We start from the raw sequence: 22,397 nt of genomic DNA on the forward strand, positions 1-22,397 counted from the left end.
ACCAATTACTTGAAACTTAAAGGGCAACTTTTTCGTATAGATTAGAGTAGACAGTCAAAAACAGATCTGTTTGTTTTCTATTTCAAAAAAATTCACATGATAGGCCAAAAAATAATATTATGCAAGTTACACGATTACCGTTTTTATAAGAACAACTACTCCAAATCTGAACAAAGAAAGGATTAAGTTAGTATGAAAAAAGTTATTCTTAGCATGTTATGTTTTTCATTTTTATTATTGAGCGGATGCAGCATTTTAGAAGAAGCATCGAATTCCTTAAACTATGTAGACGAAGCAACAACGTATCTTAATGACTTAAACAATTTTATAGAGGAAGCTTCTTCCTTAGAAGAAGATCAGCTAATGACGCGCTTAGAGAATTTACAAACAACGATAACAGATTTTATTAATCTTGATCCTCCAAAGTTTGCAGAAGATATTCATCAGGAGTTAAGAAGCAAAAGTGAACCATTATTAGATGAAATGAATCGTTTAATTGACCATGGTGAGCTAACTTTCGAACAAGTAAAAGATACTGAAATATACCAAACCATTGAAAACATTAATTCATTGCAAAATCAAATCGAGCAACTCGAACTTTAAAGTGAAATATAGAATCTCCCTTTGCCCTATGATAAATACAAGACATGTACAAGTTCTCGTCCACCTATGTACTTCTTTATAACTATTACAGAAAACAGCCTCCAGTATCTTAAAAGTGGAAAAAAAGTGATTCGCTCCATTTTTATCCTTTAAAATAACGGCATTCTGGATAAAAGATGCCGTTATATATTCAGAAAATAACCTTTTAACATGGGGGAATTTCATCGGATTGTTCGTACTGCAAGGGTAGGGAACCTAAAAGCTTTTGAACGAATCGGAAATTCAGGTGCCACTATCTCCCATTGTGCCTGTTCAGGCGCCCCGAAATTAGAGTGTTATGGCACCCTTCAATCAAGAAAAAATTCCATATGCTGCTTTTCTTCTTTGTAATAAGCTAATCGATCAGCTAGTGTACCTGTATGGAATTCAAACTTATGCCCGTCTGGATTAGTAAAATAAACGGATTTTTTATCTCTCTCGTCCCTTGATCTTCCTTCTAAAATGTTTACGTTCAACCTTTGTAATTTTTGGTACATCCTGTCAAAATCCGCTTCGTCAATTGAAAAAGCAATATGTGTATACGAATGATGGATTTCCTGACGAGGGATATCTTTTTCTTCATTTAACGCTAGCCAAATCCCATTTACATCAAAGTATGCAGTACTCCTTCCCTTGACTAATAACTTAGCAGCAAACACGTGCTGATAAAATGTAATCGATCGTTCTAAATCAGATACTGAAAATAAAATGTGATTAATCCCCTTGAGTGTCATTTACATTCTCCTTTTTAGAAGTGTTATACAAAAACTTGCTTTCATAAAGAAAGCAAGTTTTAAATAGTAAGTGTTTAACTAAAAACCTTTGTTTTTTCAGCCCATTCTATGAAGTTACCCAGAACCGTATCCATAAACTGGATGGTCGGCTCATCTGTTAAACGTCCTTGCTCATCCATTTTATTTTGAATAGCACCAATGAACACTTCATTTCCTGGTAAAGTTAAAGCACCTATCCCAGGGGAATTTAAAATTTGCCGAAGTTGCATTTGTGCTCGAATAGTCCCCATTATCCCCATGGAGGCACCAATAATCATTGTCGGTTTATTCACCATTACCTGTTCCACTCTGGAAAACCAATCGAGTGCATTTTTTAACATTCCGGAAATAGAGCTGTTATACTCCGGCGTCGCAATTAGCACCCCATCGCTTACTTGTATTTTATTTTTTATTTCGTTTACAATTACTGGCGGATTTAATTCCTCGTCCTGATTATAAAACGGAAGTTGATCTATTGGAAGAATTTCGATCTCCACTTTATCCGTATATCTTGCTTGTAAAAATCGTACAAGCTTCATGTTATAAGAGCTTTGTCGATTACTGCCTACTATTGCTGCGATTTTCATTCTAATTGCCTCCTGCATTTAAGTATTTGCCTTATTTATTGATAGCAAAAGCTAGTTTAAATAGCAAGGAAACTGTTCTAGATGAGAACGAGCAATTACAGGCGCCTGTCATTTCGCTTAACGAGTAAGCCAATTTACTTTTAGCCGCTGCCTCATTTATCGCTATGATTGTATACTTTTCCACTTAAGTATACCTAGTTTAATTGGCCACACCAATACTTTCGCATTACTCGCCATGGTACTTCTTTTTAGCCTTTCGCTTATTAAGATATTTTTTAATTATTGGATAAATTACTGGTCCATACTTGATTAATTTTCGAATTAATTTCTTCATAGATATTCCTCCAATTCGCATCTCTAGTTTATCGCATATTTGAATTAAAGTGAAACTTGTTCTAATGGCGTTTTCCGATTCTCCTACCTGCATGAAAGCGGGAGATACTTAACTTTTAAAGTTTATTTTTCGGCATCGAGAGCATGGCGTTTATTTGCTGTCTTCATTCTGCATTCCATATTCACTGCCTATTAAAGGTAAGGATTTACAGCCATAAAGTGAAGCTTCCATCAGGGGCTTTCTTTCATCCCACACTGATTGTTAGTACCGTAATGGTATGACCTAAAGGCCGTTTACGAAATAGAGCATTTAGGTGCTGTTATCTCCTACTTAGAGTTGTTGCTATACAGTTTATCCAACTCCTAAAGTCGGAGTCTTACAACACCTTGTATACGGATAAAACTGCAGCCTGTACTAGCAAAATAGGAACAGTGTAAAGCTACATTGTGATTAACTTGTTTAAATTCTTTCCCTTTTTCGATTCTTTTAAAACGAAGTATTACGATTTCAAATGTAACTGTTTTATACTTGCCTTGTTTAGTCTAATTATTTTTGGTCAAACTAACACTATATTTTCCGGAAAAGGAGTGGAAGTCATGGGAGCAGCCAAGAGCTCTATAGAACAAACATTATTGGCATATAAAAAAGGTGTAGACAACTTTGCAAAGCAAATGCCAGCATTTACAGATAAGTACAATGATTTTACAGAAGCATGCTTTCAAGCAGGTGAGCTTTCTGCTAAAGCAAAACAACTAATTGCCTTAGGAATTAGCCTTCATGCTCAGAATGAATATTGCATCATTTATCATACGAAAGGTTGTTTAGATCAAGGTTGTACAAAACAAGAAATATTAGAAGCAACTGCTGTTACAGCAGCATTTGGTGGTGGTGCATCCATGAGTCAAGCAGCAGTAACGCTTGTCCAAGAATGCATCGCAGAGCTAACCACTTAAAAATAGGATATTCCCTAAAGTTTCTTCTTAGGGAATATCACTATATAATCATCTTCTTAGCCAGTATGATTTGAAACCAAACTCTGCTAGACAGGACTTCTATCTCTCCTATTGATAGGGTTTCATTTCCGATTCATACGACGAGATCATGTAAGCAGTCAAGTTAATTAATTTCTACGAATACGATAATTATATTTTCATAATTGGTTGCCATTTTGTAAGTCCTCTTCCGTTTCAATGATATCTCTTACTCCTGCATGGTTTTGGTTTCTACATACAAATGAAGCAGCCACTTGCTCCAAATCATCATTACAGCTCTATGGTCTCTAAAACCCCTGCCCTAGCAGAAGCAGCATTTTTACTATCGTTCATATGAACTTCTGATTCTAGCTTCGTTTGTCCAGACTCGGACATGATTGCCGACATCCAGTTTTTCTCAGACTTTGTTTGAATACAAACAGCTCTACAGGTTGATTCAGTTCATCTTCCGGAATAGTAGCGGTCAGTTCTCAAACCGTTCTACTCGCTTACTATGCTGATAATGATCAATTGCAATGGTAATGTCATCATCTCTCTTTCCCTTTATATCTAATGGGAGACCCACATGACCGCCTGTAATGGTACCAGTTAAAATTGTTTCATACATTGAAAGTTCTGCTTTGTCCAGCACTATTTTATCTTTTTGCGTGCAAGCTGTAAGTAGCACGCTAATTATGCCAAGTGTCATGTAAATAGATAATGATTTAGGCTGTCTCCCCCAAACTACTCCCTCGCTATATGTTAAAGTTGATAAGCTTTACTTTCTAAAAACAAATCAACCACACTTAAAAAAAGCTTTCGCTGCGATTGCTTTTCCCAGTCTTCAGGGACCTCTGCCATGAGCCACATTACTTCATCTAAAAACACATGCTTTAATGCGATATCCCATGATTGTTTTTCCAAATCAGTCAGTTGTACATAATTATAATAACCAGCTAAGAAAGCATTCCATTGCTCCAGAGTAAAAACAATATCAGGTGCTGTATTCATTTCATTATGAAATAGTAGTAATGCTAAAGCTAAATCAAAGATACGCGGAACCCTTGCAGCATTGTCCGGATCAATCAAGTAAGGTTCAGGTGTATATACTAAATTATTCGCTTTATAATCATGCGGTGTTAATACGTGAGGTAATGAGAGCTGTCGCAGTTCTGTTTGCATGGACACGCAGGATAGTAATTTTTCTTTTAGTACCGCTATATTTAGAGAAACATGATTGGTTTGTGCGTGCTTTGCAATGGATTGTACACTCTCTTCTACCTCCTCGTTGGTAAAATCATACACATTATATGATGAAAGCAGGTATGGATCTTTTGCAGGCGATAGCGCGTGAATTTTCCCTAATAAAGCTCCAGCAGTATATATTTGCTCGTTTGACGCACGGTACTTTTCTCCTTTTATAAATGGGTATACAACATAACAATCCGGACCAATTTCTTGTGGATTGTCTACGTCCATTTTTATTGGTGAAACAACGAGGACGCCATTTTCTTGCAAAAACTGCGTATATGCTGCTAATGCACGCGCTCGTTCAAGCGTTTTTTGGGTTTTCTTAACAATGACATCCTCACCTTCATAATGGACGTGGTAAACAGGAGAATAAGGATATATACTTACAGGCTTCTTTGTTGCTGAAATATGAAATTGTTCAAGAATTTTAATAGCTTGCATACTGTTCTTACCTTTCAATAAATTGTTTTTAGTCCGCTGTAAGCATTCACAGCATTGCAATGTGTGTTACATGGATAATTGTTGTATCGTTTTTATTTTGCCGAGCCATCTTCATTTATTTTCTTACATTCCATCAACCAACAATCGCGGTATTTTCCTTCATGGAACTCATGATCCAATAATTTTTTAACGCGTTTAAATCCAGCTTTTTCATAGCATGCCACCGCTCTTTCATTCTCCACTTGTGGATCAAGGATAACCTTATGAGCGTCCTGTTCTTCCATGAGAAACTTTGCTATCTTTTTAACAAGCACTGTTCCAATCCCTTTATTTCTATAATCAGCTTCTCCTATGAATTGATCCATACCGTAAGCGCATTTTCCTACAAGGGCAGTTAAATTACTTGTAGTCTTATTAATGGGGTAATATTGCACGTAGCCGATAGGAGCTTTATGGAAATATATGATACGACGGGATAAAAAAGGCTCGTTTGTATAGAATTCAGACTCAACGATATTTATGTTAAACGGCTTGTCTCTTCCTTCGTAAAATTGCAATACCTCAGGATCAGACAGCCATTTCACAAGTAATGGCTTATGTAACTTTGTTAATGGTCGTATGGATAGCTTAGTTTGCAAATTGCTCCCCCCTATTTAAATAGCAAACCAAAAATTTTGGTTTCAATAATAATCACGCTAACACTAACCATTAACACACACTCTCAAAATTATGGTTCATGTCATTCCATTCAAAATATAGTTGAACGACATAATAGATGATGAATAGAACTAGTAGAAAATAGATATTGAGATCATTCCCTATTTAGGTGAGTGAGATCACTCCAACAATAGACATGAATACGTTTAACCCTATTACTATTTTTTTGTTTGCGATTTCCTTCTTGTTTGCGAGAAAAAATTTTACGATGCACTAAATATTGGAGCGAGCATTTTCGTTATAAAAACATGACCAATGAAAATGACCAGCAAAACACAAAAAAGTATTTCCAGTAAACGTGGACCATCATAAGAAATCATTGGTCATTCTCCTTTTTTAATAGAGCCCATATGCCTCCCATTTCTATACTCAGGCATTGGAACTCCACACGTAGCTATAAAAGTATCATCAACATTCATTGGCCCTACCTGCTTGAAAACAGGACTTTAAAAAATTACGGTTTTCTTCAAAAGTAAGTAGCAATTGATCTAATTCCTCCTTCGTTTTCCATGCAATATTATAGATTAGACCATCTGGGTCATCCATTTTCATATCTCCACCTGTTACCTGAACTAAATAATAGTGTCAATGCTTGCACTTTTCTTTGTATACAGATGTTTGCTAATTCTCGCAATATACCCTTTTTCTTCAACTACCTCGCGAATACAACAGGCTTCTCCCGTTTCGTGAAGTTCTGTTATCCCAGTTGGCACTGTCCATGTCTTCTTCTCTTCAGGTTTTCCCTGCAACACCATGAGCATTTGGTTCCTGTCGTTTACACAAACTCCTGCAGCACCAGTTATTCTTTTCAGTCTTTAAACCTCCTTTATTCGTTTTTATTTTAAATTCATGTTGCGGACGGACGATTTCCCTTATCTGTTAACTAGAGCGGTATTCACAAGCACCGCGGGTATATACACATATAACCAAATGAAGTATGCACATTAAAGGTTACGCTGTCGATTCTAAAAAGAAGCTTACTCCTGCAAATAAAGTGAATCTTCAATCAGTGAAAGTTTTCATTCATCCCCCACTTATTGTTAGAACGCAAGGGTATGACCTAAAGGCCTCTGAACAAATCGGGTATGTAGGTGCTGTTATCTTCAAACTTAGACTTGGTTGCAATACAGATTATCCACTTCTTGAAGTTGGAGTCTTACAGCACCTATAAGGGATAAAACGCTATATCTTTCCACCCATATACAAGCGTCGGTAATTCATGACCACCAATATTCAGCTGTGTACGATGGATTAATTTCCCGCCCATTGCTTCGTAAAAATACGCTGCCTTATTCTCAGCCAATACGCACACCACCATCGAGTTAATCCTCTCTTGATGAAGCTGGTTCACTACTGTTTGAAATAGCCTTTTTCCAATGCCATTTCCTTGATGCTCCTCTAATAGATAAATCGCATAGAGTTCCCCCTCATATTCAGAATAATTCCCTGTCCTTTCTTTGCCACCGATAGCAAATCCAACTATGTGGCCACTCTGATCTTCAGCTATATAGATAGTTTGTTTCCTTATATTTTCCTGCCATCTTTTTGGCTCATACGTTAACGTTTGTAAAAATGCCTCAGGTAAAATCCCTACATAGGTTGATTTCCAGCTATCCACATGCACTTTGGCTATGGAAGCAGCATCATCTATATTCGCCTTTCGTATTTTCAACAGCACACCACCTTTCTTGTTTTATTTCAGGTCTGTCATTTATCTTGCACGTATATAGTGTGGTAGATTTGGGATCTCTGCTTCCATGACAACCCTTGTTCCGATCGTGTTACATGGTGTTCTCCTTGTCGTCAAAAAATAGCGTCCCCTTGTTGAACAGAAATAAAATGCCGATTGTTTCCTTTTACTTCACCTTTTCCTTGCAACCACTAAAAACAACTGATCCGTCAAAGCAGGGTGTTCACCATTTATACCCTGGTTCAATATACATACAGCTCATTTGAAGTGAAGCTTTACAAAGTTGTAATATCGGCGCAATCTTCAACTGTTTTGATTGATACCGTGTGATTTGCATCCCATAGTCTGTTGAAAAACGATACATTCTCATCTGGCTTTTCATCCTTTCGACAGCTCTCCAATTGCAGAGTCTGTATGGTATACCTATATGGAGGCAGTGACTCAGCTTTGCACTCTATGCGGATAAAGCACCATGCGAATCGTTTGCAATAAATGCCCAGCAAAATTTTCCGTGAATTCTTCTACTACTTTAAAGCCTTTCCTTTCATAAAAACGTCTGCCAATCGTATTCTCTTTCTCGACATTGATATAAATCTCTGCACCCTCGCTTATAGCTATACCAGCTTCTAACAAAGCTGACCCTATCTCTACCCCCTGATAATCCGGAAGTACATAAATAGCTGCCAATTCCATTGTTCCTTTATCGGTGACAGGAGCATAGTTAGCAAAACCAATTACCTTACCATCTACTACAGCAATAAAAAAGTGTGACCCTTTTAAACGCCTAATTAACATTTCTTTACTATATGCACCAGCCAAAAATGTATCTTGAATTTCTATTGGAATTATTCCTTCATACGTCGTATGCCAGCTCGTTGTTGCTACTTCTTGCACAGCTTCTATATCCGCTTCTTCCATTTTTCGTATGTTAAAGTTCATGTCATTTTCCTTCCCTTAGTCGTATATTTTATTGCGCTGTAAAGAAGGCGGGCATAGGCGATTGTACTGTTTTATTTTCTTGTTGGTAAACTTCACCTTTTCTTTCCTTTGTTTCCCATCTAAAACAGCTAGTTCTTCTTTCAATACGTCAATTTCATTCGCTAATTCAATCCACCTCGGTAGCACATGATTATCCTTCATTGTCTTATACAACTGTTTCTCTTCTGGATTAAAATAATTGTTAGCTAACTTAAGTGGTTTTCCTTTTCCAGGTAAATGATCGAAATGCCCTTCCTTTTCTGCTCTTTTTACCACCTCGCTAATCGGGTCATTGTATTGAATACGCTCATCAACCTCATATTCTTTTTTAGAATCCTTATTCAACCTACTTCCCCCTTTTCCGTCATTGATTTCTATATACTATTCGACAAATTCGTAAAATAACCTGCAATTATAGGAATTTCTTTTTATGATTTCGCCCTTTTGGAAGAAAAGATGCGGATAATTCGGTTTCGTGTTTAACGCAAAAATGTTTTACAACCAACAAGCTATTAATATAATCAGTTGTTTCAAAGGCGATATTCTTTACATGATGTTATTCATTGGTTTATATATCGTAATCATTTGCAGTAGTTCAATACTTATATACCAACTCAACGGTTGCTTCTATTTCAATTTGACCTGATTGAATAGGCGTTGTCGTGAAATTTTCTACAGAGGTTGAAAAAGCTTTATGGGCTACCAGTGGCTGAACTGTTTGTTCGATAATCTCAAATGGAGTTGGATCTAAAGGTAGATGGAATTTTTGAGCAATAGTGCGGGCTTTTCGAGCACCGTCTTCCAAAGCGTTTTGCAAAGCTTGATTATAGATTGTTTCTTGCTGATTAGTTGAAAATTGAATCGCAAAAACACGGTTCACTCCTTCTTGAACAGCTCGATCAATAATTGTACCAATTTGATCAAAATCTGTAATTGTAACTTGAACAGTATTGACAACCTGGTATCTTTGGTTAACAGGCTCTCCATCCTTAAAATCAGAAATCGGTCTGATATTGTATGAAGATGTTTGAATATCTTTTTGGGAAAAACCTAATTCTAGCAGAGCTTGAATCACTTGATTCATTAAACGAGCATTTTCTTGCTGTGCCAGAAGCAGGGACTGATTTTCTGTTATTACTCCTAATTGAATGGAAACGATGTTCGGTTCCACAGCTACTTTCCCCGTCCCATAGACTTTGATTATTCTATTCGAGAATACTTCTGCCCTTACAGGAGTTTGATAGTAATTCGGATACGTATACATATGAAGTAGCCTCTCCTTTCCATTTTTTATAAAGCCAGCTTAACTAGCAGTTTCTGTCTATTTAAGAATATGCTTTCCATGTGATAATGATGTAAGTCAGGCCAAGGAAAGAATTGCAAGCAGCTACTATTTTTCCTTCCCAACTTAAATTGTGAACTTCGCATTTTCCATATATTTCAATAAATCTGCTACCGAATGTTAGTTTATCGTTCTTATACCAGCTTTAATTGTGAACTTCGGCGAATTTACATATTTCACCACGCACTTAAGTTCTTATAACTTCTAATTTATACTTCCTGCCACTTGTACTTCCGATTGACTGAAATTTTCTTTCTTAAACAGTCGTTTCATCATGTACGGGGATGAAATTTCAAGAAATTCTCGTGCTTGGCGATTATTAATATAAGGTTCTATTAATAAAGCATAGTACGAAAACGCATATCGATGAGCAATTTTGGATTGATCATAACAGCTGTTACAACGCCATGTTCCATAATGAAAATACATTTTTGCTGCATAACATTTTAGACAAAGTACACCCCGAATTAATTCTTGTTCTTTCAATGCGTACTTCTCCAAAACATTTATTCTTTTCGTGATATGGGAGGATGTTAAGCGAAAAGATAACTGAACTATCTCGTCTTCAGACAGGCAATATTTTGTATATTTCTCTTGAAATAGATTCAGTTTTTCGAGGAATTTCTCTTTATGAATAATAAGATCTGAAATTTTTTCATCGTTCGTAAGATTTTTTAAGATGGTTTTGGGATTCGTGTAGACAACCAATTTTTCAAGGGGGACTGGTGGCAAGTTATGTTGCCGCAGCCAACGAAGAAACCTTGTATGCTGTAGGTTTATCTGATACATCGGATGTGTAAATGCTTCTTTTTTATGATCGGAAATGCGGATAGCTTGTCCCATCTCGTCAAAGATGACATGATCTTTAATATTTTTCACTTCTACTATTAAGATAAAGTTCGCCGATACAATAAGTATATCTATTTGAAAATAGTCGTATTCGTTCTTTAAACGGACATTGTAAAAAATGAGGAAAGTTTGCTGGGGTAAAAATTGAAGGGGATATTCCAAAGATGCTTCACCTATATAACCTGCTCGTAACCGTTTTGCTTTACTTGTTATAGTGTCTTTTAAAGTGTGGGGCGTCGGGAGCCTTCGTGCTAATGCCTCCATTTGTAATAAGTAATGAGATGCTTGTAAAGGTTTGATAATCAAGGCAGTACTTCCTTTCATTTGATTTGAAGTAGTTATTCATTATATTCGCTACATATTGCTAAAAACCTGCAAGCTGAAGTTAGTTTATCCTTCTTATGCTTGCTTAAATTGTGAACTTCGAGCAACCTTCTTGTGAACTTCGGCGAATTTACACTTAAATCCAGTAATCAGGATCAGCCATTCTTATTTCTTCGACCACATCATCGAGGTCCGACGGTGTAATTGTATAAATCGTATGATCTGGCATCGCCTGTTTAGCGACTTCATAAAAATAGCGAGTGCTTCCTGGATATTCTTGATCAACTAATAATAAACAAGCGTCACTTTTATCAACTAACCACATGTTTTTTGCTTTAAACTGATAGGCCCCACGATAATCGCCTTGATATAAAGGTTTATAAAAGTCTGCAGACGCAATAATAGCCTGATATTTTTCCTGCAATGGCTCAGGCCAGCGACTATCTTGATTTTCAAATGGCGGAAAGACACCTAGCCGAATATCGTAATCCTCTTGTAAATCATACACAACTTCTGCTGTCCACAGTTCCACTCCCATTTGTCCAGATATTAGTACCCATTCTAGACCTTCCTCGATCATAGGCACGAGCCGCTTCCTAATCGCTGCTTTAATGTATGTAATTCGATCATCCTCCTCCTTAAAGATATTGATTTCCATTGGTTTATACCCTGTTACTGTTATAATTTTCATTTTATCTGTTCCCTCCGCATAGATCTATCCTTATTTTTAGATGGAAACCTTAATAGCGTATCTACATAATCACCTCTAAAATTGCTCGTGTAGATTCGAAATACGCATTTCAGTAGTATTGCTATTATAAACAAAATTGTAACATATCATTTTCTCGACGCTGTCAGAACATCTCGCAATCCAATTTTAATCAGATTGTTTTCATCGGTTATCATTATAAATACGCGCACTAAACAAAGAGAACTTTAATCAGTGCAAGCATTCTTCATCCCTCTCCTGCTTTTTAGTTTCGCAGATGTTAACGGCTGGATTCTTGCCTTATTATACTGGATTTCATCTCGTTGGATGGATGGGCAGGTCTTACTACCGATTAGATTTGAGATAAAGTGAATCTTCAATCAGTGATGGATGAATGAAACCCCAACTGATTGTTAGTACCGTAATGGTATGACCTAAAGGCTGCTTACGAAATAGGACATTTAGGTACTGTTATCTCCCACTTAGACCTGTTGCTGTACAGATGATCCTACTCCTGAAGTGGGTCTCTTACAGCACCTTATATACGGTATAAATGATCAGAGAAAATATTTTGCATCTATTTACGTTTAATCGAGTAGGAGGAGGTGACTCCCCCGACCTAGCCTCATATGAAGTTCGTGTTCCTAAAAGGTGGAGATTTGCCGCCGACTTCCTTCAGATTCTGGATCAGCCCAGACGCCCTTGTCTTAAGCTAAACACTACTACTCCCTTCGTGGCTCGGGACTTCAACCCTAGATAATGTGCGATGCCTGGCATACTAACTTGAAAAGCTGGCATAAACTATGCCAGCTTTTCTTTTAAGTTAACACCATTTATGTGGATGTTGCCAATGTTTCGGCTTATGACATCCATGCCCCATTCCCGGTGCCATTGCTCCTCCTACTTGACCGTTTCCATAGCCTGGCGCCATTGCTCCTCCTACCTGACCATTTCCGTATCCTGGAGCCATCGCTCCTCCTACTTGAGATGGTACATTAAAAGATCCGCCGTATACGTCTACACTGCTATTTGTATTTTGTACAGAAGTAGAATGTGGAAATACATGTTTATTAATCGTTGTATGATGATTTTGTACAGTCGTATGTGAAGGATGAATATGCTCTACAACATCTTCACTGCATTGTTTTACACAATTATATTTGGTTGGATGAACAACCTGCTTTGGGGGACAGCAATTCCCATGATGATGTCTCATGAAAAATTCTCCTTTCCTGTAATAGGTTCACTAATAACCTATGGCAAATATCTCCCATTTGTATAAGGCAATCACCTAAAAAGCTAAAATAGGCTGTTGAAAACGTCTATTTGTGTTTAACTCTAATAAAGATCACTTCCAAATGCCAGCCTATAAAAACAGCTTAAGAACAAAGGCGCGGGGCGCCCGTTTAGCAACGTAGCGAATGGAACGAATCAACGAGGTAAACGAATTATAACTTGTGCAACAGGGGTATGCCGACGTCTGAGCGGCAAGCCCGTTTTTAGTCGGCATTCCTCTTAGCGACGAACCGATGAGGCCTTATCGTAGGGCGCATTTCTAAAGTCGCATCGTTGCTGGGCTCATGCGCCGGAAGTGGCTAGTCGGTTATTTCGTTATCCACGAGCACCTCATTTTATAGGTTCCTATACAACAAAAAAGCGAGAGAAGCTCCCTCGCTCATGAGATGATGTTATTTCGTTTTCCATATAGAATTAACTGCTCAAAGGGATCACCAGAAAGACCCAATAGTTTGCAAAAGGCTGCCTCTGTGTTCATTCCTAGTTGCTTTAACCGAATTACTTCCCCTTTCCATTCGGGAAACTTTCCTAATACACCATCTTCAATAACCATGTGCAAATAAGCATATTGCTCATAAACAGGCTGATCTTGGGCGAAAAGTTCAAAAGCAAATGATTGATAATAAAAATTTACTTTAACCACTTCTCGACCTCGGATGATTTTTCGTTTGAGTGCAAAACGATTTCTGGTGAGAATATAATCGTCTCAAATCCTGTTCCAAACGTTCTAAATCACTAGTTTGCAAAATAATGTCCAAATCTGATCCCGCAACATGAATTCCTAAGGGGAACGTTCCACATAAAACCGGCTTATACACTTGCAAGTCATATAGTACATTTAAACCCATGATTGCTTCGTATGCTTGCATTTGCTTTTCATCCCCAGCTTGAAGACATCTATAAGTTTCCAGCATGATTCAACCTCTTTTCCAAACCTGTACACGTATGTATGCGCCTGAATGCTTGTCGAATAACCTGTTCATCTTTACCGGTATAATGTGCCCATGCTTGAACTGGGTAAAAATTACCGACTTCACTTTTCAAATAACTCGTTTCACTTTTCCCTTCAAGAAAAACATGTAAATAAGAATGGACAGGGTGAAAACCGTTTTTCTGATACCAGTTCAATACCCATTCGTCATCTCTTGTCCATGCTTCTAAATAATTTATGCCCTTTTCCGATGCATTCTCTCAGCACTGTTTAATAATTGATGTCCAATGCCAAGCCGTTGATAATCAGGGTGCACAGCAAGATGCCAAATCATTCCTCCAAGTCCATTCTCACCAGTGCACACCGTATTCTTTTCTGATTCATATTCCACATCAATCAGCCCGACTATCTTATCTTGCTGGATAGCTACTAATTCAATTGCCTTGTGGTCATATGTTTCCTTTTCCCGTAAAACATTGTCATAATAAGCTGTTTCTAAAAAAGCTAACACTCGGCATTGTAACCATCCCTTTTCATAGTTAGAATGATATGGTCTAATTTTCAAACGATACCCTCCTGTAGTTATTTATTGTCGTTCGCTTGCGCTTTCAATAAATCTCTAATTTCCTTTAACAATTCTTCTTGGGCGTTAACTTCTGGTGTTTCTTCTAAAGGCTCTTCTTGTTTTTGACGTTTAAACTTCATTAACAAACGGATGAATAAGAAAATAGAACCTGCCACAATAAAGAAATCTACTATCGATTGAATAAATAACCCATAATTTATGGTTGCACTTTTATAAGTAATGGATAAGTTGCTAAAATCGATGCCATTCATAATAATTCCAATGAGTGGTGTGATAATATTTTCTACTAATGATGTTACAATTGCGCTGAATGCTGCACCAATTACGACGGCTACAGCTAAATCAACGACATTCCCCTTAAATGCAAATTCCTTGAAATCTTTCCACATAGTCGATCATCTTTCCCTTCCCTTTTTATACGTTTAATCATAGCAAAATCTGGTGTAATTAAAAAATAATTTATAAACAGCATAAAACACTGTAACCATCCTTGACTAGCGTTGATAGTCTAATAAGATGCTAGCACGGCAGAAAACTGTGACGGGAAGTGAGTTGAAAATAGAATCTAATCAGTACTTGTCTAACAAAGTAACTAGATATCGGTAAATATGTTGCTATTATAAAAAGCGCTGTTTTGGAAACAAACACTTCTTCAAAAATAAACAGGTACCCAGACTGGATACCTTGTTCTATAACCCGTGATGGGGATTGTGTTTTTGCCTTGAATGATTTGCCTGTTTTACCTTTTTAGAGCCATCTAATGGTTCTCCATATGGTTGTTTTGGACTTTCGGGTAAATTGGGATGCTGCTTTTGTTTTGGTCCTTTTGGTTTACCTTCCATGGAAATCCCTCCTAGTTAATGTACCATTAGCTTTTGTAGCAATTATTCCGTTTATACAGCAATCCTAAGTATTTACACAGATTCACGCGTCATTCACCTTGAATCCAAAACTGTTAGCTACCAGATGCGAAAATAATGTTACATTACGATTATTCCCCTAAATCAAAGGCTTGTACTGCAGTTACAAAGCAATCATTGATACAGGACTGGAAACGAAAAGGCGCTTTACTTTTAATTAGAATGGAAAGGTTTAAGTTCTCTTCCAATAAAGTTAGCAGTTACAGGATTTAGATCTAATTCTCTTGCCCAAATAGAAAGTTGACCAACATGGTGAATTTCGTGAACGATTATATGATGCAATATTTCATCTACAGTATATTGATCTTCATCCCAAGGAACACTTATTAATTTCCCTTTAATTTCATCTAAATTGGCTTTCAAAAATGCAACTATTTCTGTTCGGAATGTACTTGAAAGCGTTTTAACCTTCTCCATTGTGTTGTAATCCGCAAACTGCACTATTACGTCTTCTTTACCTTGAATCCCCCTAAACCAACTATATTCTACATCGATAATGTGAAATAGGGTATATAAAATGCTACCCACTCCACCTGTACGGTCTTTTAACAGCTCTTTTATTGTTAGTTGATTACACCATTCAAACCAGTCTTCTCTTACCTGCCAGTTATACTCCAGAAATTTTATCAATAAAATATACACTCCTATACAAAATGTATTAACAGGGCACTTCTCAGAGGTATTCTGCAAAAATGATCAATTCAAGTTTTTCATCATAAGATAATACATGTCCAAATATCTATTTTTGACTTCTATGATAAATACAGCCCCATACTTTTTATCCTCTATTGCTTTTGCTTATAAGGAAATCGCTTCCAATAGCAAAAAGTTTCCCTCCTCCCTTATCCTCTTTATATACAACATGACGGTCTTGAATTCCATTATAAACATGATAATGAAAAGTGCTTTCCATTATTCTTGCCTAAAGGAAACGTACGTTCTTCATTTACATTATACACTATTTCTTTAATAAAACAGTCCGTCATTACAAATAGTCAACTATCTCTTGTTAATCAATTGCCCCCGTAGGTGGAAAACTTGAAAAAGATCAAATAAAGCAAATAAACCATCATTGGTGGCTTTCCTTCATCCCACACGGCTTGTTAGTACCTTAATGGTATGATCTAAAGGACTTTGAACAAAACGGGCATTTAGGTGCTGTTATCTTCTACTTAGACTTGTGGCTGTACAGATATCCAACCCCTGAAGCGGGAGTCTTACAGCACCTTATATGCGGGATAATTATGAATTCAATCTTTTATAGAATGAGAAGTTATTTAGGTGCTCCGTGGTAACAACTAAGAACGGTTATTCCATTCTTCCTTTAGTACTGCATAAGAGTATTCATCCCACCATTCATCTCCATGAGGAATACATTTTTTAAAATGCCCTTCTCTTCTCATGCCGATCTTTTCCATGACACGAAAGGAAGGAACATTTTCTGGCTGGCAAGTTGCTACAATTCTATGTAGTTCTAGTTCTTCAAATCCATATTTTAATATTGCAAGTGCAGCTTCCGACGCATAACCTTGATTATAATACTCAGGATGAAATACCCAACCTATTTCATATGTGTGGTCACCAAAATAGTTAAAAAACTCCATATGTCCAATTAGAATATTTTGGTTGGCTAATATTACTGGAAATTTCTTAGCTGATTCACCTAGGTTCTTTTTAATCATTTTCTGTGTTTCCTGTTTTGTTAATACACCTTCAGGCATATATTTCATAACTGACTTTCGGGATGTATATGGATATACTTCTTCCCAATCTCTTAATTCGAAATGACGTATAATTAGCCTTTCTGTTGTTATGTTCATGTAACTCCTCCATAAAATTATCTCAAGTAAAAGTATTTTTGGGTATAGGTGGGAGAAAAATTTAAATCGTACAACGTTTTTCTTTATTATATTTTTAATGCATACATATGAAAACTATATTTCAATATTTAACGATAACAAACTTGCATAAGAAAAAAAGGATTTATGCCCATATATAGAACATAACATCCTTTTATTCATTTAGTCTATTTGAATATACGCATGTGCCTTTACAATATTAGTGTTTATTTTTCATATGCCTCTGTTAGTGCTGTTACAATTTGCTTTTTACGCGAAACAACACCTTTTAATAGCGCACGACTGCGGTGATCAAGGTCAACGTTAAATGCAGCTTCCACTTTTGACTTTCCATTTCCGACTGCAAGCACTTCCGAATCATTGTTTAAAATATCCGTGACAACGAATAAAAATAGGTCAAGTTCTTTTTCTTTAATCAGATTGGCAATTTCTGCTTCAATTTCCGTTTGCAGTGCGTAAATTTGTTCTGTATCGACTGCATTTACCTGGGCAATTTCAACTTTCGCACCGCCCATAGAAAATTCCTTTGCGTCCATCGTTAATAATTCAGAAATCGATTTATCGCCTAAATCTGCTCCTGCTTTTAACATTTCCAGCCCGTACGTATGCAAATCAACCCCTGCAATCTCAGCTAATTCATGAGCCGCATCTACATCTTCCTGTGTGCACGTTGGCGATTTTAGCAATAAAGAATCGGAAATAATCGCTGATAATAATAGACCAGCAATTTGCTTTGGAACAGCAATTCCATTTTCCTTATACATTTTGTTTAAGATGGTAGCTGTACAACCAACAGGCTCAGCACGGAAATATAGCGGTTCACTTGTTTCAAAGTTAGAAATGCGATGGTGGTCAACTACCTCCGTAATACGAGCGTCTTTAATATTTGCTACACTTTGTTGAAATTCATTATGGTCAACGAGAATCACATCTGTACCTGGCTCTACTTCCTCCATTAATGCAGGTGCTTTTACTTCGAAATAATCAAGTGCATATTGCGTTTCTTTGCTAACTGCACCTAGTCGAACGGGTTCTGCATCCATTCCCAATTTCTGCTTTAAATCCGCATATCCGATTGCGGAACAAATTGCGTCTGTATCTGGATTTTTATGTCCAAAAATTATCGTCTTTGCCATTGATCATTTCTCCTTCTATTAAAGCTTTTACAACTATTAGCTTATCAAAATTCATTCCGCTTGAATAGCGATTTAAAAAAATTCGCTAAATCACATGAACAAAGGCGCAAGCGCCCGTTTAGCAACGTAGTGAATGGAACGAATCAACTAAAGATATAGGAATCATGCCACTAAAAACAGGGGTATGCCGACGCCTGAGCGGCAAGCCCGTTTTTAGTCGGCCTTCCTCTTTGCCACGAACCGATGATGCCTTATCGTAGGGCGCATTTCTAAAGTCGCATCGTTGCTGGGCTCATGCGCTGGACGTGGCTAGTCGGTTATTTCGTTATCCATAAGCACCTAAGTTTATACTTTCTTATTCTTTAAAAAATAAGCTCTAGTACGCATTTACTTTTTATCCGTTTATTTTTATCATAGTATAGTGAAGCATATAGAGGAAATTTTTTATGATAGTAACGATTATTCTGCTGAACGAAAGGATATTCCGATGAAAAGAAAAGCAATTATTGTTGGTAGCGGCATTGTGGGAGCTTCAACCGCCTATTATCTTGCGAAGAATAACTGTGACGTGACGATTATAGATCGTGAAGATAAAGGACAAGCAACAGATGCTGCTGCTGGGATCGTCTGTCCGTGGTTGTCACAACGACGAAATAAAGCGTGGTATGAACTTGTAAAAGCTGGAGCTCGCATGTATCCTTATTTAGTAAAATCACTCGCAACAGACGGCTTACCGGACACCGGCTATCAGCAAGTTGGTGCATTACATTTGCATCAAGATGAGAAAAAATTAATCGCAATGAAGGAACGAGCGGAAAAACGAAAGATAGATGCTCCAGAAATTGGCGAGGTGGAATTATTATCTCCCAAGCAAACACAAAGTAGATTTCCATTATTAGACGACACGTATGGCTCTGTTTATGTTAGTGGTGCAGCGCGTGTAAACGGTAGAAAGCTTCGGGATGCACTTCTTCAAGCAGCACAAAAACACGGTGCGAAACGAATAAAAGGGACCGCTGTATTACAAAACGCAGGACAAACGATTACTGGCGTCACTTTACATGATGGTCGTGAAGTAAAAGCAAATACAGTTATTGCAGCAACAGGTGCTTGGATGAGCGAGTTACTAAAACCGTTAGGAGTTGCCTTTCAAGTCGAGGCACAACGGGCACAAATTTTACATGTGAAACTAGAAAATATGGATGAAGACTTATCCACTTTACCAGTTGTGAAGCCGCCGAATAATCAATATATGCTCACCTTTCCGAACAATCGAATCGTGCTTGGTGCGACATATGAAAATAAAGTAGGTTATGATTGTCGTGTTACAGTTGGTGGGATGCAGGAAATTATAACGAAAGCGCTGGAATTTGCGCCACGATTAGCAGAGGCAACAGTTGTAGAAGCTCGTGTTGGTTTTCGTCCTGTGACTCCAGAATTTCTCCCAGTCATTGGTCCGCTCCCAGGCTTTCAAGGGTTGTTATTAGCAAACGGGCTTGGATCAACAGGATTAACGATGGGACCATTTATTGGTTCGCAGTTAGCAAAATTAGCCATGAGCGAACCGACAGATATTGATTTGCATCCTTACGACGTACGTACTGCAATCACAAATGCTAAACTATAGCGTACAAGTTTCCGTGAGTAACTACCTAAAAAACTAACGCTAGATCAAACCACTTAAAATGAATAAACCACATGAATTCAAATTTAAAGCTTTTGAATTCATGTGGCTTTCCTTTTCTATTGGAACTCACACCAATGCTTAAATTTTATTTTACGATTAATACTGGGCATTCCACTTGCTTAGCAACCTTGTGACTGACACTACCTAACAGAAACGTTTGGAAGTTATTTCTACCGCGGCTTCCTACAATGACACAATCAATATCATGCTTATTTGCATATGCAACAATTTTAGGCCCCGGATCCCCATGTAAAACGGTAACTGTGTAATCTATATTGGCTGCTTGTAATACATCTGTGATCGGTTGCATTCTTTCTTGTCTGTTTTTTTCTACTTGCGCATGGTCGGCACCATATAGCACGTCCGACTTTGCCGTTTCACCATCAACAACATACACCACTTCCACCTTAGACGAAAATTTTTTAGCCAACCCTACTGTATACTCGGCAGAACGAATAGAATGAGAAGAGCCATCCGCTGCCAATAAAATATTTTGAAACAAACCGATCACCTCGCGAAAAAACTATGATTTAGGATTTCTTTTATCTTTATTTTACTTGTTTCTGTTTTGATTTACTATCCTGTTTGCTTAGAATAATTTCCTTAAGACAGGAGACACTTCTAAAGCAATTTTAAAAGGCGCTATTAATCCTAAAGGGAATTGTTTATATTTACAGAAAGAGAAGGGTTTGGTACGCTAACGTTATATTTAAAAGCTATATCTAATTAGAAAAGTAAATCAAGTAGAATACATATAAACTACTTTACTATGTCATGATTACAGCTCTTCAATGAATAAAACGGAACCAATTGAATTTTTACACTTTTTTAAAATGAATCATTTTGTAACACGAAGGGGGTAATAGTTATGAAAGGAAAATTCGCTGTTTTCGCGGTGATTGTTTTCACTTTCCTTGTACTTATATTATGCTGGATTTGGTTACAGAAAGTAATAACTGATTATGACTTAGAACGCGCTTTATCTTCTCATCAAATACAAGCTTCTGACTATGTAAATAGAGAGCATATTAAGTGAAGGTTCAATTTATTATTCCCACATTTAGGTGCTATATAGATAAAGCGAACCTTTAATGTTTCCAAGAAATTAAACACCTGAGTCCCTAAAATTCAGAGCACAAGCTGCATAATTTGCTCTTTTAATACTGTCTACTTGACAGGGGTCACATCAATCAGTGGGGATTTTCTTTCATCCCCACTGATTGTTAGTACCGTAATGGTATGACCTAAAGGTCTCTGGACGAATCAAGCATCTAGGTGCTGCTATCTCCCACTTAGACTTGTTGCAGTATGGATTCTCCAATTCTTGAAGTGGGAGACTTACAGCACCTTATATGCGGGATAAATGTTATCGTATTTATTTGACACCGACCTCGCCGACCTTACCGTATAAAAAACGGAACGCCGGAGCACAAATAGTTCATTAAGCACTATGCTGGTGTCTTGTCTCTAAATATTGTAATTTCGAGCGGATTTTTCCATATGTAAATTGAAATATTGGACTTTGAATAAAGGTAAAAACAAATGTAAATAAAAAGACCGGACCACCTAACAACAAACCAACGAGCAGTACGAAGGTTTCGGTAATAATCCGAACTTTGCCCACAGATGCTTGAAGCTTATCAGAAATAGACAGCATAAATCCATCTCGCGGCCCTGAGCCTACATTTGCTGCATTATAAATACCACCACCCAAACCCATAATTACAATTCCAACGATAATGAGCATATAATCTGACCACGACCTCGATGCAACTGGTAAAAAATCAAGCCATAGAAAAATATCTACCAGCAAACCAACCAATACTGCATTAAAAAATGTCCCCATTTTAATATAGCTCTTATCTAAAACCCAAGATACACCAATTAATAAAATAGAAATAATTATTGCCCACGAACCAATTGATAACCCCAACTTTTCAAATAAAGCAACATTCAGTACGTCCCATGGGTGAATACCAAGATGCTGCATATTAATAGATATACTTACACCGAGACTAAATACAGTGATGCCGATTAAAAATACTCCCCAGCGGACTGCTAACATTATCGCAACGCCTTCTTTCTCTATAAGAGGTTGTTTAAAAAGTGCACTAAAAAATGCTAAAGCAAATTTCTTCGTTAGCTTGTTTTTCCTTCCTTTGAAAAAGAGTTCCCCCTTTCCTCGTGAGAACGAGTTTCAAGCAAGCCTATACTAATGTTCATGTTTCTGTAGGCATATGGAGTTTTGCTAAAATAGCCCACGTTCTGTAGGCAACGTAGAAGTCAGTAACACACACAAGCCCACTACTAAACTTCGCCGCTCAAACTCAGGCGCCAGAACGAGCTAGTGTCGGCGTTGCAACGAGACAAGAAA

The 22,397-nt window shown here is 37.3% G+C and carries 28 protein-coding genes and 2 pseudogenes; 5 read left to right on the plus strand and 25 right to left on the minus strand.

The features are described 5' to 3' along the window. The first annotated feature begins 192 nt into the window (after positions 1-192). Positions 193-603, plus strand: coding sequence for a DUF6376 family protein (locus BKP57_RS04710; protein WP_083547191.1), 411 nt, complete (start codon positions 193-195; stop codon positions 601-603). A gap of 347 nt (positions 604-950) precedes the next feature. Here BKP57_RS04710 and fosM read toward each other — a convergent pair whose 3' ends face one another. The 3 genes from fosM to BKP57_RS21900 all read right to left on the minus strand — a co-directional run bounded on the left by fosM (position 951) and on the right by BKP57_RS21900 (position 2,429). Beyond that, the gene (gene fosM / locus BKP57_RS04715; protein ID WP_072741072.1) at positions 951-1,376 is read right to left on the minus strand and encodes a FosM family fosfomycin resistance protein; all 426 of its coding nucleotides are present in this window, start codon (positions 1,374-1,376) and stop codon (positions 951-953) included. A gap of 74 nt (positions 1,377-1,450) precedes the next feature. Continuing rightward, a complete protein-coding gene (locus BKP57_RS04720) occupies positions 1,451-2,002 on the minus strand; it encodes an NADPH-dependent FMN reductase (protein ID WP_050350114.1) in 552 nt (183 codons plus the stop codon). A 226-nt stretch (positions 2,003-2,228) separates the two neighbouring features. Further along, positions 2,229-2,429 (minus strand): hypothetical protein, encoded by a 201-nt coding sequence (locus BKP57_RS21900; RefSeq protein ID WP_128743281.1) that lies wholly within the window; start codon positions 2,427-2,429, stop codon positions 2,229-2,231. A 503-nt stretch (positions 2,430-2,932) separates the two neighbouring features. Between BKP57_RS21900 and BKP57_RS04725 the strand changes: the two genes are divergently transcribed. After that, positions 2,933-3,289 carry a carboxymuconolactone decarboxylase family protein gene (locus BKP57_RS04725; protein ID WP_072741073.1) on the plus strand — a complete coding sequence of 119 codons (357 nt, stop codon included), beginning with the start codon at positions 2,933-2,935 and terminating at the stop codon, positions 3,287-3,289. 502 nt (positions 3,290-3,791) lie between these two features. Here the strand turns inward: BKP57_RS04725 and BKP57_RS04730 are convergent. The 4 genes and pseudogenes from BKP57_RS04730 to BKP57_RS04745 form a co-directional block, all read right to left on the minus strand. Then, positions 3,792-4,016, minus strand: coding sequence for a hypothetical protein (locus BKP57_RS04730; RefSeq protein ID WP_050350112.1), 225 nt, complete (start codon positions 4,014-4,016; stop codon positions 3,792-3,794). Between the two features lie 53 nt (positions 4,017-4,069). After that, the gene (locus tag BKP57_RS04735) at positions 4,070-4,999 is read right to left on the minus strand and encodes a phosphotransferase (protein ID WP_072741074.1); all 930 of its coding nucleotides are present in this window, start codon (positions 4,997-4,999) and stop codon (positions 4,070-4,072) included. A gap of 92 nt (positions 5,000-5,091) precedes the next feature. Further along, entirely contained in the window at positions 5,092-5,637 is a 546-nt protein-coding gene (locus BKP57_RS04740; RefSeq protein WP_050350110.1) for a GNAT family N-acetyltransferase, read from the minus strand. Positions 5,638-6,124: 487 nt separating this feature from the next. Continuing rightward, positions 6,125-6,528, minus strand: a pseudogene (locus tag BKP57_RS04745) (NUDIX hydrolase). Positions 6,529-6,653: 125 nt separating this feature from the next. Here BKP57_RS04745 and BKP57_RS04750 point away from each other — a divergent pair. Further along, positions 6,654-6,887 carry a hypothetical protein gene (locus BKP57_RS04750; RefSeq protein ID WP_050350109.1) on the plus strand — a complete coding sequence of 78 codons (234 nt, stop codon included), beginning with the start codon at positions 6,654-6,656 and terminating at the stop codon, positions 6,885-6,887. Here the strand turns inward: BKP57_RS04750 and BKP57_RS04755 are convergent. The 16 genes and pseudogenes from BKP57_RS04755 to BKP57_RS04820 form a co-directional block, all read right to left on the minus strand. After that, positions 6,882-7,388, minus strand: coding sequence for a GNAT family N-acetyltransferase (locus tag BKP57_RS04755; RefSeq protein WP_050350108.1), 507 nt, complete (start codon positions 7,386-7,388; stop codon positions 6,882-6,884). The two genes, BKP57_RS04750 and BKP57_RS04755, sit on opposite strands and share 6 nt — an antisense overlap. A gap of 241 nt (positions 7,389-7,629) precedes the next feature. After that, positions 7,630-7,776, minus strand: coding sequence for a hypothetical protein (locus BKP57_RS21905; RefSeq protein ID WP_156875273.1), 147 nt, complete (start codon positions 7,774-7,776; stop codon positions 7,630-7,632). Between the two features lie 71 nt (positions 7,777-7,847). Beyond that, positions 7,848-8,345 (minus strand): GNAT family N-acetyltransferase, encoded by a 498-nt coding sequence (locus BKP57_RS04760; RefSeq protein WP_072741075.1) that lies wholly within the window; start codon positions 8,343-8,345, stop codon positions 7,848-7,850. A gap of 15 nt (positions 8,346-8,360) precedes the next feature. Continuing rightward, a complete protein-coding gene (locus tag BKP57_RS04765) occupies positions 8,361-8,729 on the minus strand; it encodes a DnaJ family domain-containing protein (protein ID WP_050350106.1) in 369 nt (122 codons plus the stop codon). 250 nt (positions 8,730-8,979) lie between these two features. Next, positions 8,980-9,648 (minus strand): SIMPL domain-containing protein, encoded by a 669-nt coding sequence (locus BKP57_RS04770; RefSeq protein ID WP_050350105.1) that lies wholly within the window; start codon positions 9,646-9,648, stop codon positions 8,980-8,982. 282 nt (positions 9,649-9,930) lie between these two features. After that, positions 9,931-10,899, minus strand: a complete 969-nt coding sequence (locus BKP57_RS04775) for a nuclease-related domain-containing protein (protein WP_082240850.1) — start codon at positions 10,897-10,899, stop codon at positions 9,931-9,933. A gap of 136 nt (positions 10,900-11,035) precedes the next feature. Then, positions 11,036-11,590, minus strand: coding sequence for an SLOG family protein (locus BKP57_RS04780; protein ID WP_050350103.1), 555 nt, complete (start codon positions 11,588-11,590; stop codon positions 11,036-11,038). 841 nt (positions 11,591-12,431) lie between these two features. Beyond that, a complete protein-coding gene (locus BKP57_RS04785) occupies positions 12,432-12,824 on the minus strand; it encodes a spore coat protein (RefSeq protein ID WP_050350102.1) in 393 nt (130 codons plus the stop codon). Positions 12,825-13,283: 459 nt separating this feature from the next. Further along, positions 13,284-13,547, minus strand: coding sequence for a DUF4269 domain-containing protein (locus tag BKP57_RS22690; RefSeq protein ID WP_232231324.1), 264 nt, complete (start codon positions 13,545-13,547; stop codon positions 13,284-13,286). Further along, complete coding sequence (locus tag BKP57_RS22695; protein WP_232231325.1) at positions 13,540-13,818, minus strand: DUF4269 domain-containing protein; 279 nt, start codon at positions 13,816-13,818, stop codon at positions 13,540-13,542. The genes BKP57_RS22690 and BKP57_RS22695 overlap by 8 nt, the downstream gene beginning before the upstream one ends. Next, positions 13,802-14,400: pseudogene (locus BKP57_RS04795) on the minus strand (GNAT family N-acetyltransferase). The gene BKP57_RS22695 and the pseudogene BKP57_RS04795 overlap by 17 nt, the downstream one beginning before the upstream one ends. A gap of 17 nt (positions 14,401-14,417) precedes the next feature. Continuing rightward, a complete protein-coding gene (gene mscL, locus BKP57_RS04800) occupies positions 14,418-14,810 on the minus strand; it encodes a large conductance mechanosensitive channel protein MscL (RefSeq protein WP_050350101.1) in 393 nt (130 codons plus the stop codon). A 300-nt stretch (positions 14,811-15,110) separates the two neighbouring features. Further along, positions 15,111-15,263: a small acid-soluble spore protein P gene (locus BKP57_RS04805; protein WP_050350100.1), complete on the minus strand. Its 153-nt coding sequence runs from the start codon at positions 15,261-15,263 to the stop codon at positions 15,111-15,113. Positions 15,264-15,494: 231 nt separating this feature from the next. After that, positions 15,495-15,971 (minus strand): DinB family protein, encoded by a 477-nt coding sequence (locus tag BKP57_RS04810; RefSeq protein WP_128743278.1) that lies wholly within the window; start codon positions 15,969-15,971, stop codon positions 15,495-15,497. Positions 15,972-16,639: 668 nt separating this feature from the next. Further along, positions 16,640-17,161 (minus strand): GNAT family N-acetyltransferase, encoded by a 522-nt coding sequence (locus BKP57_RS04815; RefSeq protein WP_050350099.1) that lies wholly within the window; start codon positions 17,159-17,161, stop codon positions 16,640-16,642. A 245-nt stretch (positions 17,162-17,406) separates the two neighbouring features. Continuing rightward, positions 17,407-18,336 carry a manganese-dependent inorganic pyrophosphatase gene (locus BKP57_RS04820; protein WP_050350098.1) on the minus strand — a complete coding sequence of 310 codons (930 nt, stop codon included), beginning with the start codon at positions 18,334-18,336 and terminating at the stop codon, positions 17,407-17,409. A 487-nt stretch (positions 18,337-18,823) separates the two neighbouring features. Between BKP57_RS04820 and BKP57_RS04825 the strand changes: the two genes are divergently transcribed. Continuing rightward, entirely contained in the window at positions 18,824-19,963 is a 1,140-nt protein-coding gene (locus tag BKP57_RS04825; protein WP_072741076.1) for an NAD(P)/FAD-dependent oxidoreductase, read from the plus strand. 145 nt (positions 19,964-20,108) lie between these two features. Here the strand turns inward: BKP57_RS04825 and BKP57_RS04830 are convergent, their stop codons facing one another. Then, positions 20,109-20,525 (minus strand): universal stress protein, encoded by a 417-nt coding sequence (locus tag BKP57_RS04830; RefSeq protein ID WP_050350096.1) that lies wholly within the window; start codon positions 20,523-20,525, stop codon positions 20,109-20,111. 366 nt (positions 20,526-20,891) lie between these two features. On the opposite strand from BKP57_RS04830, the gene BKP57_RS21910 reads away from it, so the two are divergent. Continuing rightward, a complete protein-coding gene (locus BKP57_RS21910; protein ID WP_156875274.1) occupies positions 20,892-21,059 on the plus strand; it encodes a hypothetical protein in 168 nt (55 codons plus the stop codon). A gap of 405 nt (positions 21,060-21,464) precedes the next feature. Here BKP57_RS21910 and BKP57_RS04835 read toward each other — a convergent pair whose 3' ends face one another. Beyond that, positions 21,465-22,088, minus strand: a complete 624-nt coding sequence (locus tag BKP57_RS04835) for a YczE/YyaS/YitT family protein (RefSeq protein WP_072741077.1) — start codon at positions 22,086-22,088, stop codon at positions 21,465-21,467. Positions 22,089-22,397: the final 309 nt, after the last annotated feature.

Source organism: Virgibacillus sp. 6R (genome assembly GCF_001895305.1).
Classification (GTDB): Bacteria; Bacillota; Bacilli; order Bacillales; family Amphibacillaceae; genus Virgibacillus; species Virgibacillus pantothenticus.